Source organism: Sphaerisporangium sp. NPDC004334 (assembly GCF_053602655.1).
Genome location: NZ_JBSGDZ010000024.1, coordinates 65,801 through 81,401 on the forward strand (window position 1 = coordinate 65,801; position 15,601 = coordinate 81,401).

The 15,601-nt window shown below is 71.5% G+C and carries 10 protein-coding genes; all 10 read left to right on the forward strand.

Annotated features, from left to right (window positions below):
* Nucleotides 1-15 precede the first annotated feature (15 nt).
* A complete protein-coding gene (locus ACWEN6_RS28965) occupies nt 16-1,188 on the forward strand; it encodes an ABC transporter permease (RefSeq protein ID WP_452574606.1) in 1,173 nt (390 codons plus the stop codon).
* Nucleotides 1,189-1,435: 247 nt separating this feature from the next.
* The gene (locus ACWEN6_RS28970; protein WP_452574608.1) at nt 1,436-2,545 is read left to right on the forward strand and encodes a GNAT family N-acetyltransferase; all 1,110 of its coding nucleotides are present in this window, start codon (nt 1,436-1,438) and stop codon (nt 2,543-2,545) included.
* A 244-nt stretch (nt 2,546-2,789) separates the two neighbouring features.
* Complete coding sequence (locus ACWEN6_RS28975) at nt 2,790-4,157, forward strand: sirohydrochlorin chelatase (RefSeq protein WP_452574610.1); 1,368 nt, start codon at nt 2,790-2,792, stop codon at nt 4,155-4,157.
* A gap of 371 nt (nt 4,158-4,528) precedes the next feature.
* On the forward strand, nt 4,529-5,659 hold the full coding sequence (gene cobT / locus ACWEN6_RS28980) for a nicotinate-nucleotide--dimethylbenzimidazole phosphoribosyltransferase (RefSeq protein WP_452574612.1): 1,131 nt from the start codon (nt 4,529-4,531) through the stop codon (nt 5,657-5,659).
* A gap of 248 nt (nt 5,660-5,907) precedes the next feature.
* Nucleotides 5,908-6,933 (forward strand): agmatinase, encoded by a 1,026-nt coding sequence (speB, locus tag ACWEN6_RS28985; RefSeq protein ID WP_452574614.1) that lies wholly within the window; start codon nt 5,908-5,910, stop codon nt 6,931-6,933.
* 55 nt (nt 6,934-6,988) lie between these two features.
* Complete coding sequence (gene cobA / locus ACWEN6_RS28990) at nt 6,989-8,224, forward strand: uroporphyrinogen-III C-methyltransferase (RefSeq protein ID WP_452574616.1); 1,236 nt, start codon at nt 6,989-6,991, stop codon at nt 8,222-8,224.
* The gene (locus ACWEN6_RS28995; RefSeq protein ID WP_452574618.1) at nt 8,221-10,971 is read left to right on the forward strand and encodes an AAA family ATPase; all 2,751 of its coding nucleotides are present in this window, start codon (nt 8,221-8,223) and stop codon (nt 10,969-10,971) included. The genes cobA and ACWEN6_RS28995 overlap by 4 nt, the downstream gene beginning before the upstream one ends.
* Nucleotides 10,968-12,614 carry a GTP-binding protein gene (locus tag ACWEN6_RS29000; protein ID WP_452574620.1) on the forward strand — a complete coding sequence of 549 codons (1,647 nt, stop codon included), beginning with the start codon at nt 10,968-10,970 and terminating at the stop codon, nt 12,612-12,614. The genes ACWEN6_RS28995 and ACWEN6_RS29000 overlap by 4 nt, the downstream gene beginning before the upstream one ends.
* 447 nt (nt 12,615-13,061) lie before the next feature.
* Nucleotides 13,062-13,733 carry a single-stranded DNA-binding protein gene (locus ACWEN6_RS29005; RefSeq protein ID WP_452574622.1) on the forward strand — a complete coding sequence of 224 codons (672 nt, stop codon included), beginning with the start codon at nt 13,062-13,064 and terminating at the stop codon, nt 13,731-13,733.
* 443 nt (nt 13,734-14,176) lie between these two features.
* Nucleotides 14,177-15,490 (forward strand): GGDEF domain-containing protein, encoded by a 1,314-nt coding sequence (locus ACWEN6_RS29010; protein WP_452574624.1) that lies wholly within the window; start codon nt 14,177-14,179, stop codon nt 15,488-15,490.
* Nucleotides 15,491-15,601: the final 111 nt, after the last annotated feature.

Sequence of the window (15,601 nt, forward strand, 5' to 3'; positions counted from 1 at the left end):
TCGTGAGGTGGTCGCGTGAACCCCGTCATCCTGGTCGCCCGCCGTGAGATCGCCGTGCGCGGCCGCACCAAGGGATACCGCTACGGCCTGCTCGTCACCGCCGTGCTGGTCGCCGTGCTCGCCATGCTCCCCAAGCTGTTCGGCGGCGCGGACGACCACGCCGTCGGGCTCGCAGGCGCGCGGGCCGACCGGCTGCAGGCCGCGCTCAGCGCCCAGGCGGCGCAGGACGCCGACCTGTCCATCAAGGTCACGCGCTACGCCGACGAGGCGGCGGCCCGCGCGGCCGTCGCCGCGGGCGACGTCGAGGCGGCGATCGTGGACAACACCTCCGTGATCTCCAAGACCGTCCTGGGCACCGGACTCTCGGTCCTGCTCGACACCGCCCACCGCATGGTCACCACGGAACAGAACCTCGCCTCGGCGGGCCTGGACCCGGCGAAGGTCGCCCATGCCCAGCAGGTGCCCGTCATGTCGAGGGTCACGCTGAACGGCAGCGGCGAGGACGCCACCGTCCGGATGGTGATCGCATTGACCATCGTCGTCGTCCTGTTCATGCTGCTCCTCCAGATCTGCACCTGGGTCGCGATGGGCGTCGTGGAGGAGAAGGGCAGCCGCATCGTCGAGATCCTGCTGACGCTGGTACGGCCATGGCAGTTGCTGGCCGGGAAGGTCATCGGCCTCGGCGTGCTCGGGCTGGCCCAGCTGGTCGTCATCGCCGCCGTCGGGCTCGCCGCCGCGCAGATCTCCGGCGCGGTGCCCCACCTGCCCGACGGCACCTACGGGGTGGTGGCCGGCGTGGTCGTGTGGTTCCTGCTCGGTTACGCCTTCTACGCGGCGATGTTCGCCGCGATCGCCTCGCTGGTGTCGCGGCAGGAGGAGCTGAACGGCGTTCTGAGCCCGGCGACGATGCTCATGACGGCCTCCTACCTGGTCGGGTTCTTCGTGGGCCAGTCGCCCGACAGCACGCTGGCGCGGGTGCTGTCCATCGTCCCGCCGTTCTCCTCGATGCTCATGCCGGTGCGCTCCACCGTCGTGCGGGTGCCGGTGTGGGAGACCGCCCTGGCCATGGGCCTGATGGTGGCCGCGGTGGCCGCCGTGCTGTACGCCGGCGGGCGGGTCTACCAGCGGGCGGTGCTGCGCACGGGCACCCGGGTGCGGTGGAGCGAGGTGCTGCGCCGCCCCTCCTGAACCTCCCGCGGCCTCCGCGCGGCTTCCTCGGACGGCTCCTGGACCACCGCGGCTCTCGCGGACGGCCTTGAACTTCTGTGGCCTCCGCGGACGGCGCCCGGCGTGCGCGTCCGCTGGGACCGGTGTGACGGGAGACGACGTGGTCCCCGCCGAACCGGCGCATCACACCGGTACACCCGGGCCCGCCAAGTTGCGGACACCCCCCCTTGTGCGATGAGCTGATGTGTCCGCACAAGGGGGATGAAGATTGACCGGCTTCGATCAGCACCTGACGATCACCACCCGGCGGTTGCTCCTGCGGCCCTTCGGCCCACGGGACGCCGACCGGGTGCGCGCCATCCTCGAGTCGGGTGCGCGGTTCCTGCCGCCGGGCGTGCCCGGCCATCCGTCCGGCGTGCCGCAGTGGCTCTCGTACGGCGTGCACGAGCTGTGGCGCTCCGGCCAGGGCATCCACCTGGCCATGGTCGCCGAGGGCACGGTCGTCGGCGCCATCAGCCTGTTCAAGACCGTCTGGGGCGCCGGGACGGCCGAGGTCGGGTACGGTGTCCATCCCTTGCACCGTGGCCGCGGATACGCCCCCGAGGCCGTCAGCGGCCTGACCGAGTGGGCGCTCACCAAGGGCGGCCTGCGCCGCGTCGAGCTTCGCGCCAACCTGGACAACACCGCCTCCCTGCGCGTCGCCGAGAAGTCCGGATTCACCCGTGAGGGGCTGCTGCGCGGCGCGGGCTACGAGGACGACGGCCCGCACGACCTGGTCGTGTTCGGGCTGCTCGCCCGCGACCTGGCGATGGGCCCGCCCACGATGAACGGCCGGGGCTTCGGGACGGGTGTGCGCCTGGAGAGCGAGCGGCTCATCCTGCGCCCGTTCACCGGGACCGACGCCAAGGACGTCTTCGAGGCCGTCGACGGCGACCCCGAGATCAACCGCTGGATGCCCTGGGCCGCGGGATACGACCTGCAGAGGGCCTACGAATGGTGCACCAGGTTCGCCCACGTGGACTCCGTGAACGGCGTGCAGTTCGCCATCGAGTCGAAGGCCGGCGGCCGCCTGGCCGGGTCCGCCGGCATCCAGCGGGCCGACTGGGAACGCGGCGACGTCGAGGTGGGCTACTGGATCTCGCCGTGGGCGCGCCGCCAGGGCATCGCCTGCGAGGCGACGCGCGCCGTCAGCACGTTCCTGATGATGCGCGGCTTCCACCGGGTCACGCTGCTGGTCGCCATCGGCAACGTGGCCAGCCAGGCCGTGGCCCGCAAGGCCGGCTTCACCGAGGAGGGTGTCCTGCGCGGGGCGCTGCCCATCTCCGGCGGCATATCCGACGCGGTCCTGTTCAGCCTGCTCAAGGGCGAGACCGTCTGACGGGACCGTTCGATGCGTCCTCCGGCCGCGCCTGGACGTCCAAGTACCTAGTGAGGTCGGCGAATCACGCGCTGTGACGATAGGGAGGCCTCTCCAGGGTACGTAAGGCCCGCGGGCCGGATGACCATGAACGGAAGGTCTGGGTTCGCCCAAAAGGTGAGCAAAGGCATGTCCAAGCGTTGACAGATTCAGATATCCTCGCGACCCGACCAGAAAACCGCAGGTCAAAGGATCGGAGATCCATATGAAGCCGCCGCTTCTGCTCATAGGGCACGGCGCCCACGATGACACGGGCGCGGCAGAGTTCGGCCGTTTCGTCCACCGACTGCGGTGCCGTCTGGACCAGGTCGCCGCGGACGTGTCCGGCGGCTTCGTGGCCAAGGGCCGGCCGTCGCTGAACGACTCCGTGGCCTCTCTCCTCGCCCGCGGACACCACCGCCTCGTGACCGTCCCGCTCGCCCTCGGTGACAATGGTGACATTCCCGCCGAGATCGCTCGAGCGCAGGTCATGCACCCCACCCTCAGCTGCGACCTCGCCCGCCCGCTCGACGCCTCACCCCAGGTGCTGGGCCTGATGGCCGAGCGGCTCGCGGACGCGCTCGCCGAGATGCCCCGGCTCGCCTCCGTCACCGTGGGGGACGAGCACGGCGAGGCGGCCTGGGAGCCGATCTCCCCTGCCGAGACCGCCGTGGTGCTGGTGGGGCACGGGTCACCGGACACCGCCGCCAACGCCGAGGTCCACCGCGTGTCCCGCCTGTTCTGGGAGACCCACGCCGCCGACCTGCTGACCGTCGAGACCGCGTACGTCTCCGACGCCCCGCCGTCGGTCGCGCAGGGCATCGAACGCTGCCGCCGCCTGGGCGCCAAGCGGGTCGTCGTGCTTCCCTACCTGCTGTTCGCCGGCGGTGTCCTCGAACGCATCTGGGCGGAGGCGCTGGCCTACGCCGCCGGGCACATCGACCTCGACGTGCGCTGCGCCGAGGTGATCGGCGACTGCGAGGGCCTGGCCGACCTGATCATCGACAGATACGAACAAGCCCTCCGCGCCGCCTCCCCATGGCCGAGCCACCAGAACGCCACCCCCTTCGCCCTGCGCACCCCCTTCGAGGTGGACGCCGCCGCCTTCGCCCCGGACGCCCCCTTCGACGCGGACAGTGCCGCTTTCGACGCGGACGCCCCCTTCGACGCGGACACCCTCTTCGAGGCGGACACCGCCTTCGAATCGGACACCGCCTTCGAGGCGACCACCGCCTTCACGGCGACCACCGCCGCTTTCGGCGCGGACACCGCCGCCTTCGGCGCGGTCGAAGGGGAGCTTCCGGCGTTCACCGATCCCGTCGAAGCCGTCCTAGACCCCGACGAGCCTCTGTCCCTGGAAGGACTGGACTCCCTCCCGGCCCCCGAGATCCTCGAAGACCCGACCGCCCCCGTCCTGCGAGGCGCCCCCGTCCTGCGAGGCGCCCCCGTCCTGCGAGGCGCCGACGTCCTGCGCGAAGACGACCTGCTACGGGGAGACGACCCGCTACGGGGAGACGGCGTGCTGGGCGGAGACGAACCCCCCGTCCGCCGCCTGACCCGCGACCAGGCCACCCTCGCCGAAGGGCTCGTGTAGCCCGTCCTGCGGCTTCCCGGGCGGGCAGGTACGGTCGTTCTCCCAAGTCGCCGCTGCCCGTGCCTCGGCCTTGCCGCCCTACGCCCGGCCGTCAACCCTAATCGCGAGTGCCCTGACTCAGGCTCTCCCACCTGTGTCGGCTTTTCCTCCGGCGCCGGGCCGGCGAGAGGGAGGGCGGCGAATCCGGCGCCGCTCGCGGCGGGAACCCGGTGACCTTTCATGGCCGGGGGCCGGCCGGGACCCCGGATGGCGGGCTCGGGGGGCGCTGCGCGAGACTTCTTCGGCGCGGATGGTCGTTCGCGAGGTTTCCTCCGCGTACTCCCTGGCGGCGAAGTGGTCCGGCCGCCAGGCCCCCCGGCGGAAGGACTGGTGTGATCGTGCACGACGGCCCCCTGGCACGCACTCTGGCGGTGATCAGGCCCGCCGACACCGAGGCGATGGACCTGGCGCGAGCCCATCAGGACCGCCTGACCAAGCCCCGCGGAGCGCTCGGAGCGCTGGAGGACGTCGCCGTACGCCTCGCCGGCGTCGCGGGGGCCTGCCCGCCCCCGCTCCCGGCTCCCGCCGCCCTGGCGATCTTCGCCGGTGACCACGGCGTGCACGCCCAGGGGATCACCCCCTGGCCGCAGGAGGTCACCACCCAGATGGTGGCGAATTTCCTCGCGGGGGGTGCGGTGGCCAACGCCTTCGCGGCCCAGGCCGGCGCGTCGGTGACCGTGGTGGACGTCGGAGTCGCGGCGGACCTGCCGGAGGCCCCTGGCCTGGTCTCCCGCAAGGTCGCCTACGGCACCGCCGATCTGTCGCAGGGCCCGGCCATGACCCTCGACCAGGCCGTCGCGGCACTCGAAGCGGGCATCGCCGTCGCGGTCGACCTGATCGACGCGGGCGCGGCCTGTCTGATCACCGGCGACATGGGCATCGCCAACACCACGGCCTCGGCCGCGCTCATCTGCGCCTTCACCGGACACGACCCCGCGCTGGCCACGGGAAGGGGCACGGGCGTCGACGACACGACCCTCGAGCGCAAGATCGCCGTCGTCCGCCGCGCCCTGGAGATCAACGGCCTTTCCGCGCCGCCGGCGTCAGCGGCGTCCCCGGCCGTGTCCGAAGGCGTTTCGGAGGCGCTGCGCACGTTGGCGGCGGTCGGTGGGTTGGAGCACGCCGCCCTGGCCGGGTTCATCCTCGCCTCCGCCGCGGCCCGCGTCCCCGTCATCCTGGATGGGGTGATCGCCGGGTCGTCGGCCCTGGTCGCCGCCGCGCTGTCCCCGCACGCCATCGACTACTGCGTGGCGGGCCATCGCTCGGCCGAGCCCGGGCACGGGCTCGCGCTCGACCATCTCGGCCTCCGAGCGCTGGTCGACCTGGAGCTCCGTCTGGGCGAGGGCACCGGCGCGCTGCTCGCTTACCCGCTGGTCGGCTCGGCGGTCCGCGTCATGCACGAGGTCGCGACCTTCGACTCCGCCGGCGTGACCGACAAGGACACCCGGCCCACGCCCCCATGAGCGGGAAGGAACGCCCACCTCAGGACCGGAGAAGCGACGCCTGCGTCTGGGACCCCTGACGGACGCGGACGCGCGCCCGAAGCCGTGGACGCTGATCGAACGTCGGATGGCCCCATATCGGTGGTGTGAGGCGCCGGCTTCGGCGGCGTTCCGGGAAAGCCGGCTAGCAGGGGAATTTTGCCGACAATGCGGTTAAATGGTGACGTTCTGCTGTCAGGTGTGATTGGACCACGATGCGTTACGGCCCGATGTTCGGACCCGACATCACCTTCCTCGGCGTGGAGCGCTGCGACCTCGGCGATCCGGCGAGCTTCGAGGGAGCGGACGTCGTGATCGTCGGGGCGCCCTTCGACGGCGGCACCAGCAACCGCCCCGGCGCCCGGTTCGGCCCGATGGCCCTGCGGCAGGCGTGCTACCTGCCCCACGACGGATCGCGTCCGAGCCTCGCTCTCCGCGTGGACCCCCTGAAGGACCTCAAGGTCCTGGACGCCGGCGACGTCGAGTGCTTCTCGGGCGACATCGAGACCTCCATCCGCAACATCGAGGAGGCCGTCCACACGATCTCCGCCTCTGGGGCCGTTCCGCTGATCCTCGGCGGCGACCACACCGTCGCCCTTCCGGACGCGCGCGGCGTCGCGCGCCACCACGGGTACGGCCGGGTCTCCATGATCCACTTCGACGCGCACGCGGACACCGGCGACGTCGAGTTCGGCAACCTCTACGGGCACGGCCAGCCGATGCGGCGCCTCATCGAGTCCGAGGCGATCCGCGGCGACAGGTTCCTGCAGATCGGGCTGCGCGGCTACTGGCCCGGCCCCGACACGCTCGACTGGATGGCCCAGCAGCGCATGCGCTCCTACGAGATGACCGAGATCGTGGAGCGCGGGCTCACCGAGTGCCTGACCGAGGCGTTCGCCATCGCCACCGACGAGTGCGACGGGGTGTTCCTCTCGGTGGACATCGACGTGTGCGACCCCGGGCACGCGCCGGGCACCGGCACTCCCGAGCCCGGCGGCCTGTCCTCCCGCCAGCTCCTCGACGCCGTCCGCCGCACCTGCTACGAGCTGCCGGTGGTCGGCATCGACGTCGTCGAGGTGTCCCCGCCGTACGACCACGCGGACATCACCGCCTACCTCGGCAACCGGGTGATCCTGGAGGCGCTGTCGGCCATCGCGCGCAGGCGCGAGACGGCCGCGGGAGGCGAGCCCTGGGATCCGCGAAAGCCGCTCCTGGAAGGCAGGCGAGCCGTGCCTCCCGCGGCGGCGGGCCTGTAGGTTTACCTCACGGACAACGGGTTTTGCCTCTTCCCGGGAAAGGGAACACCGTCCCATGTCGTCGCCCTACCTGCTCGGTCTACGTCTCAACGGCAGGCGCGTGCTCGTCGTCGGCGGCGGGCGCGTGGCCCAGCGCAGGGTGCCCACTCTGCTCCAGGCCGGCGCGTCGGTCACCCTGGTGTCCCCGAGCGTGACGCCCGCGCTCGACGACCTCATCGCCGACGGCCTGGTCGCCTGGGAGCGCCGCCCGTACCAGGTCGGCGACTGCGACGGGGCCTGGCTCGTCCAGGCGTGCACCGACGAGCGGTCGGTCAACGCGGCGATCGCCGCCGAGGCCGAGGCCAAGCACATCTGGTGCGTACGCGCCGACGACCGCGACGCCTCCGCCGCCTGGACGCCCGCGAGCGGACGCGTGGACGAGATCAGCGTCGCGATCACCGCCGGAGGCGACCCGCGCCGCGCGGCGGGCATCAGGGACGCCGTGGTCGACGCTCTGCGCGACGGCACGGTGGACGCGCGCCGCGACCGCACCAAGCCCGTCGGTGTCGCTCTGGTCGGCGGGGGCCCCGGAGACCCCGGCTTGATCACCGTGCGCGGGCGCCAGTTGCTGGCCCAGGCGGACGTGGTCATCGCCGACCGGCTCGCGCCCCGATCGGTGCTGGACGAGCTCGCGCCCGACGTCGAGCTCATCGACGCGGCCAAGATCCCCTACGGTCGCTATCTCGCGCAGGAGAAGATCAACGAGCTGCTGGTCGAGCACGCCAGGAAGGGCCGGTTCGTCGTCCGGCTGAAGGGCGGCGACCCGTTCGTCTTCGGCCGCGGCGGCGAGGAGGCCCTGGCCTGTGCGCGGGCCGGCATCCCCGTCATCGTGGTCCCCGGCGTCACCAGCGCGGTGGCCGTTCCCGCCGCCGCAGGCGTCCCGGTGACCCACCGGGGAGTGAGCCAGGAGTTCCACGTCATCTCCGTCCACGTCGCGCCCGACGATCCGAGATCAACTGTTGACTGGGCAGGACTGGCGAGATCACAGGGAACCCTGGTACTTCTGATGGCTGTTGAACGAATAGCCATGATCGCTGACACCCTGCTACGCGAGGGACGTTCGCCGGAAACCCCCGTAATGGTCGTACAGGACGGTACTCTTCCGACCCAGCGAGCTCTTTATGCCGACCTCTCCACGGTGGCGGAGCGAGTGATCGCCGCTGGGACGCGGCCGCCGGCGATCGTGGTCGTCGGTGACGTCGTCAAGGTCGGCCAGGAGATCGAGATGGTTCGAGCGGAGCGGGTTCCGTGAAATCGGCTGCGAGGAAGACCGAGCGGGCCGATGAACACACCGAGCAGTCGGGTGAAACGGTGATCGAGGGCAAGGATTCCCCCGAGGCCCCGGAGGAGCGGACGATAACGTTCCAGGCGATCCGGGGCGATGACGACGGCCCGGCCGCCGCCGCGCCCGCCGCCGCCGCGCCCGCCGACGCTCCGGCGTCCACCGCCGCCGAGTCGGCCGCCGCCGGTTCCGTCGACGCGGAGTCCACCGACATCGAGTCCGCCGACGCTTCCGCCTCTGAGGACTCCTCCGGCCGTCCCGCCGCCGCCCTCGCCCCCTCGACCGTCGACGCGGATGACCCGACGGCGGCCACCGCCGACGTCCAGGACCCTGTGCACGCCGGCGACGTCCCGGGCGCCGAGGACGTCCAGACCCCGGACGCCGAGGGTGCCGACGGCGCCGATGATGCCGGGGACGTTCGGAATCTCGACGATGTCGAAGGCGCCGACAACGCGGCGGCCGTCCAGAACGCCGACGAAGCCGACAATGCCAACAACGCCGGCGAAGGCGACGGCGCCGAGCCCGCCGATGGCCCCGGCGACCTCGGGAACGACGACTCCGGCGACCCTGGTAACGACGACCTCGGGAACGCCGAAGCCCTCCGGAATCACGAGGACGCAGAGGACGCCGAGGGTTCAGAAACCGCCGAGGGCCCAGGCGCCGCCGAGGATGCGGAAAGCGCCGAGGGCGCAGGCGGCGTAGCGGGCGTTGGGGGCGCGGCGGACGACGCCGGAGGCCTTCAGCCCGTTGAGGACATCTGGCACGCCCGCGTGACGCCGGCCGGCGATGACGCCGCCACCGACGTTCCGGAGGCGGCGCCCACGTCCGACCCGGCCGCGGGCAGCCTGTTCCAGCCCGCACGCTCGGCGGCGACCGCCGAAGCCCGTTCGGTCTGGGAGGCCCACGCGGACGCCTCCTCCGTCCCCGCGACCCTCGCACAGCCCGAGTCCCCCACAGGCTGGGCGGATCATCCAGAAGCGGACCCAGGCCCGGACGCCCAGCACGATCCGTACAACCGCGTGCGCGAGGTGGCGCTGCCCAAGCCCGTCTCGCGGGCGCTGACGGCGGCGCTCGCCGGGCTGCGTGACGCCGTGAGCGGGGTCCGGCTCGGCCTGGAGGTCCCCGGTGTCGAGGAGGCCCGCAAGGCGCAGGCCGAGATCCTCGCCCAGATCAAGAACTACGTCATCCCCCGGGTGCACATGAGCACCGCGCCGGCGCTCATCGCCGTCGCCGGGTCCACCGGGGCGGGCAAGTCCACGCTGGTGAACACCCTGGCCGCGGCCAAGGTCAGCGCGACGGGCGTGCGCCGTCCCACCACCGGGACGCCCGTCCTGGTCTGCCACCCCGACGACGGGGAGTGGTTCGCGAAGGGTGACGTGCTCAGCGGCCTGGTCCGTCTCGACCGGCCGGCGCCCGGCAGCGGGCTGGACAGCCTCGTGCTGGCCACGAGCGAGCGGCTGCCCCCCGCGACGGCGCTGCTCGACACCCCCGACATCGACTCGGTGGTGGAGACCCACCACGAGGTGGCGCAGCGGATGATGGACGCCGCCGACCTGTGGATCTTCGTCACGACCGCCACCCGGTACGCCGACGCGCCCGCATGGAACCTGTTACGGCTGGCCAAGGAGCGCGGCGCGCGCATGGCGATCGTGCTGTCCCGGGTCCCGCCGAAGTCCCGGGACGTGATCGACAAGCATTTCGCCCGGATGCTCCAGGAGTACGGCCTCGGCGAGATCGACCGGTTCGTGGTCAACGAGGTCGCCGTCACCGCCGGCCGCCTTCCCGAGGAGGAGGTCGCCGACCTGCGCATGTGGCTCACCGAGCTGTCGGTCGACGACCAGCGCCGCGATCAGGCCGTCCGGGCGACCCTCGAAGGGGTCCTGAACAGCTTCCGCGGCCGCGTGCCCGCACTGGCGCGGCACATGGAGGCCCAGGTCGCCCTCCGGGCCGAGCTGCGGACCGACGTGGACGCCGCGTACATGGGCGCGCTCGCCGAGATCGACGACGCGATGAGCAGCGGCTCGCTGCTGCGCGGAGAGGTCCTGGCCCGCTGGCAGGACTTCGCGGGCTCGGGCGACCTGATGAAGACCTTGCACCTGCGCCGTCCCGGCCGCCTGGCCACCAAGACCGCTCAGCAGGCTCCCGCCCGCCTGCACGCCTTCCGTTCGGCGCTCCGCTCCGGGCTCGAGGCGGTGATCGTCTCCGCGGGGCAGCGGGCGGCCGAGGAGGTCATCGCGAGGTGGCGTCAGCGCGACGGCGCCGGCGATCGCCTGGCCGAGACTCCGGGACTCGGCCGGCCGTCCGACGAGTTCGCCCGCCGGGTCGGCCGTACCATCGGGGCCTGGCAGGAGCACGTCATCGGGCTGATCCGCTCCGGCGGGGTGACCAAGCGCACGGTCGCCAAGCTGGTCGCCTTCGACGAGGAGGCGCTGTCGATGGTCTTCATGATGGGCCTGCTCGGCTACGGAAGCTCGGAGGTCGCCGCGGTCTCCGGCACCGGCACCCTTCCCGAGCGGCTGCTGCGCGGCGTGCTCGGCGCCGAGGCGCTGCGCAACATCGGGACGAAGGCGCGCAGCGACCTGCGAGCCCGCATCAGCGTCCTGTTCGACGAGGAGACGTTCCGATACGTGCAGGTGCTCGACGAGGCGGGTATCCCCGACGAGGCCGCGGCCAAGCGGCTCTACCAGGCAACGTACAACCTTGAGGTCGCCCGATGAGTGTCAGCGTTCGTCCGGGGACGACCGATACGCGAAGCGATCTGGCGTACCGGCTCTCCGCCTTGGCGAAGATCGTGGAGCTCGGTCCCGGCAGGGTCGATCCGGCGCTGATCGCCGAGTCCGGCCAGTTGCTGCTGCGCGCCGGCGACCGGCTCAAGCTGTCCGGCGAGCACACCGTCGTCGCCCTCGCGGGAGGGACCGGAAGCGGCAAGTCCTCGCTCTTCAACCGCATCTCCGGGCTCGAACTGTCCCCGACGGGGGTGCGCCGCCCGACGACCGCGCGCACGCACGCCTGCGTGTGGGGCCTGGACGGGGCGGGGCCGCTGCTCGACTGGCTGCAGGTGCAGTGGCGCCACCGGTTCGCCCGCGCGAGCGCCCTCGACCGGGGAGAGAGCCAGCTCCACGGGCTGATCCTGCTCGACCTGCCCGACCACGACTCCATCCGGGCGATCACCGACCACGAGGCCGACCGGCTGATCCAGGTCGCCGACCTGATCGTGTGGGTGCTCGACCCGCAGAAGTACGCCGACGCGGCCACGCACACCAAGTACGTCGCCGAGCTGGCGGGGCACGAGGCGGTCACCGTGTTCGCGCTCAACCAGGCCGACCGGCTGGCGCCCGAGGAGCTCGCCGAGTGCGTCGTCGACCTGTCGGACCTGCTGAAGCGCGAGGGCGTGCAGCATCCGCGCATCGTGCCCACCTCGGCGACCACCGGCAGGGGAGTGAACAGCCTCAAGAGCGTGCTCGCCGAGTCCGTCGCCCAGCGGCGGGCCGCCGTCCAGCGCCTGGAGGCCGACCTCAACCGCCTTATGGGCAAGCTCGCCAAGGTCATGCCCGCCCCTGAGGCCCTGGCGGTGCAGCCCACCGTGGACCTCGCCCGGCAGGAGGGGCTCACCGACGCCCTCTGCGACGCCGTCGGCGTCCCGGCCGTCGGCGAGGCTCTGGAGAACGTCTACGGCGTGCGCTCCATCGACTGGGTCGGCTGGCCCTATGCGCGCTGGGCCGCGCGGCTGCGCCCCGACCCGCTGAACAGCCTGCGTCTGGGCAATCTGCGCGACGAGGTCAGGGCCGTGACCGCGGCCTCGGTGAGCGCCCAGCCCGCCGAGGTGGAGAACGCCGTCCAGGCCCTCGCCGACGGCCTGAGCTCCGGCATGCCCGAGGCGTGGCGCAACGGCGTCCGGGATGCCGCCCGGTCTCAACTCGGCAAGCTGCCGGAGGTCCTGTCCGGCGAGCTCGCCGAGATCGCGCCGAGCCTCGACCGCGTGCCTCGCTGGTGGTGGCTGCTGAAGATCTGGCAGTACCTGCTGGTCGTGCTGTTCGTCGCCGGCGTCGGCTGGGCGGGGGCCATTCTCCTGTACGGCGTCTTCAAGATCGGCCGAGCGCCGGCCGAGCTGCTCGGCGATGTGACGACGCTGCCGTGGCTCGGGCTCATGATCGTCAGCGTGCTGGGGCTGGGCCTGTTCTCGGCGATCGCGAGCCGTAACTTCGTGGTCCTCGGGGCCGGCAACGAACGCGAGCAACTCGAACGCGAGATGCGCCGCCGCATCTCGGCCGTCTCCAAGCGGATGGTCGTCCAGCCGGTGGAACAGGAACTGCGCCGCTACAACGAATTCTTCGCCGCCCTGACCTCGGCCCGCCGCTGAGCCATCGGTCGCTGAGCCACCCCTCCGCCCGCCGCTGAGCCATCCCGCCGCTGAGTCACCCCTTCGCCTGCCTGCCGCTGAGTCATCCCCACCCGCGCCGCCGGGCCATCCCTCTTCGGAGACCAAGCCCTGAGCGGCGCCGACGGCAGGCGGACCATGGCGCCGCGGACCGTGCGTGGGCATCCTCATGGCGTCGCGATGTGAACAGATGAAGCGGTGAGGCAGGCGCCCTCGACGCGCTGATCGTGGTGTTGTGTCTGCTTTCTGCGGCACGGATCCGGCCGCTGTGGTGGTCTGGCCTGCGCCTTCGCGGTTCTCCACAGGCGCGCGTGCGGCGCGGCGTCCTATCCACAGAATGCAGTTCGGCAATCATGGAGGGTGACGGGCCGGGCCAGACTGGCTCCCATGTCGGCGGAGACGGTCCGCCGGTCCGCCACGGGAGGCACGATGAACGACACCTACATCACGTTGGTCGGTAACGTCACCGCCGACCCCCGCCGGGTCAACTTCAACGACGGCACCCGCGTCACGTCGCTGCGTCTGGCCTCAACGCGGCGCGTGTTCGACAGATCTTCCCAGACATGGCATGACGGCGAGACCACCTTCTATTCCGTGCGGTGTTATCGGACGCTCGCAGAGAACGTCGCCCAGTCCATCAAGCTGGGCCAGCCGATCGTCGTCCACGGTCGGCTGCGCATCCGCTCCTATGAGCGTGACGGCGAGCGCCGGTTCGTCGCCGAGGTCGAGGCCACCTCCGTCGGCCATGACCTGCGACGTGGGGTGAGCACCTTCGAAAGACCGCAGCGGGGGCCCGCCGCCCCCGCGTTCGACGAGGTGACACGGGAACCGTTCGCGGACACCACCCGCGACTGGGAGCTCATCGGGGCCGCGAGCCCGGCCGCTACGGATGGCCAAGGGGGCCGATTGAGAAGCGTCGACTCCATAACGGACGAGCAGAGGGCCGGCGAGTCCGGCCATACGGGCAACGCCGCCGCCCCCTTGACGGGCGCCCATGCTCCGGCCCTCGCCGACCCGATGGACACGGTGGGCGAGCAATGCGCGACCGGCGACGACATGCCCTTGGCCACCCCCGACCCCACCGACCGTCTAGCAGCGTGAACCATGAGTCCGCCCAAGAGCACCCGGCGAACCGACGCCCGCAGCCGGCTGCCCACCGCAGAAGCGGCGAGGGAACGGTGCCTCTGGGGTGGGCTCTGCTCCGCAGGTACATGTGGTTCGCGTGAGCCTCCGGCAGGACGGGGTGAAGGAGGCATCTGGGCGCTACATGAGTGTTGCGTCGGGCAGGGTCAGCATGTGTGTTTGTGCCGATGGGGCTATACGGCCTGGCGGTTGGTCAGGTCCAGATGATGCCTCGCGCCATGGCTGTTCCTTTCGTGCATGGGCCGCTCGATGGGGAGCGGGCGCAGCGGGCCAACCGGCTGTGTCGGCCGCAGTGCTCAACGTAGCGGTTCCCATCGCGGGCCGCACACTGCGCGACTATTGTGTTACACATCGTGAGACGTAGAGTCGAGGCAACGAACCCGTCCGGATGGAAGTGAGCGTTGGGGGATGTCATGACGTCCGGTGAACTCTCGGTCGAGCCACGCGGCGGCATGCTTTCGCTAGCCGACCGATGGCCGCTGCTGGCGCAGCCAGCCGTTCTGGTCGTCTATCTTTGCGGCACCGTGGGCCTCGCCTTCGGGGTGGCGGCCTATCTCGCGGCCTCCACCGAGTTCCGCTGGTCCGAAATGCTGACCTTCCTCGCGTTGATGGCGTGTGGGGCGATCTGCATCGAGGCGACCCGTCGTCTCGGCATGCCCGCGGGTGTGTCTCGTGACCTGCTCTCGGCCTGGTGGCTGCCCGTCGCATTACTGCTGCCACCGGTCTACGCGGTCCTCGCGCCGCTGCCGCTGCAGTTCCTGTTGCAGATACGCGTCCGGGCGACCGTGCTGTACCGGCGGGTGTTCAGCGCGGCCGCCATCGGTCTCGCGGCCGGCGCGGCGTCGGTGATCTTCCATGCCCTGGTGCCGAGCGGCAAGGGCGAAGCGCTCGGGTCGAGCGGGCCGCTGGCGATCGCGGTGGGGTGCGCTGCGCTGTTCACCGTGCTCAACACCGCCTTGATCGCCATCGCGCTTCACATGTTCGATCCGGACACCCGCTGGCGCGACGTGCTGTGGGATCGCGAGCGCGTACTGCTCGACGTCGTGGAGCTGTGCCTTGGGGTGCTGGTCGCCATCGCGTGCGGGCTGAGCGTGGTCCTGCTGGTGCTCACCCTTCCGCCCGTGGTCCTGTTGCAACGCAGCCTGCTCCACGCCCAGCTCAAGGCCGCGGCCCGTACGGACGCCAAGACCGGTCTGCTCAACGCGACGGCCTGGCAGCGGGAGGCCGACACCGAGATCGTCCGGGCGCGGCGCACAGGGGAGACGCTGGCGCTGCTGATCGTCGACATCGACTATTTCAAACGGGTCAACGACACCTATGGCCACCTGGTGGGCGACCAGGTCCTCGCGGGCGTCGCCACGGCCCTGCGCAGCCAGCTCCGCGACTATGACGTGGTCGGGCGGTTCGGCGGTGAAGAGTTCGTCGTGCTGCTCCCGCGTGCCGACGTCGCCGAGGCGCGAAGGGTGGCCGAGCGCCTGCGGTCACGTGTCGGCCGCATGGCCATCCCCGTCGAGGACACGATGATCTCGGTGACGGTGTCCGCGGGGGTGGCCATCATGACCCTGCACGGCGACGATCTGATCGAGCTGCTCGCCGCCGCCGATCTGGCCCTCTACCGGGCGAAAGAGCTCGGCCGCGACCGCATCTGCCTCCCCGTCGCGCCCGAGCCCCCACCCCACGCCCGAGCCGAGAACACCGACGGCGGTATCGCCTGAGCATGGCTCATCGCGTCCATCCCATGGCCGACGATGATGCCGATGGCGGTATCGCTTGAGCATGGTTCACCGGAGCCATCCCATGCCGGACGACGACACTGATGGCGGTAG

Excerpts from the sequence above, each read along its gene's own strand:
- ACWEN6_RS28975 (WP_452574610.1), top strand. The coding sequence starts at position 2,790 with ATGAAGCCGCCGCTTCTGCTCATAGGGCACGGCGCCCACGATGACACG.
- speB (WP_452574614.1), top strand. The coding sequence starts at position 5,908 with ATGTTCGGACCCGACATCACCTTCCTCGGCGTGGAGCGCTGCGACCTC.
- cobA (WP_452574616.1), top strand. The coding sequence starts at position 6,989 with ATGTCGTCGCCCTACCTGCTCGGTCTACGTCTCAACGGCAGGCGCGTG.
- ACWEN6_RS29000 (WP_452574620.1), top strand. The coding sequence starts at position 10,968 with ATGAGTGTCAGCGTTCGTCCGGGGACGACCGATACGCGAAGCGATCTG.
- ACWEN6_RS29005 (WP_452574622.1), top strand. The coding sequence starts at position 13,062 with ATGAACGACACCTACATCACGTTGGTCGGTAACGTCACCGCCGACCCC.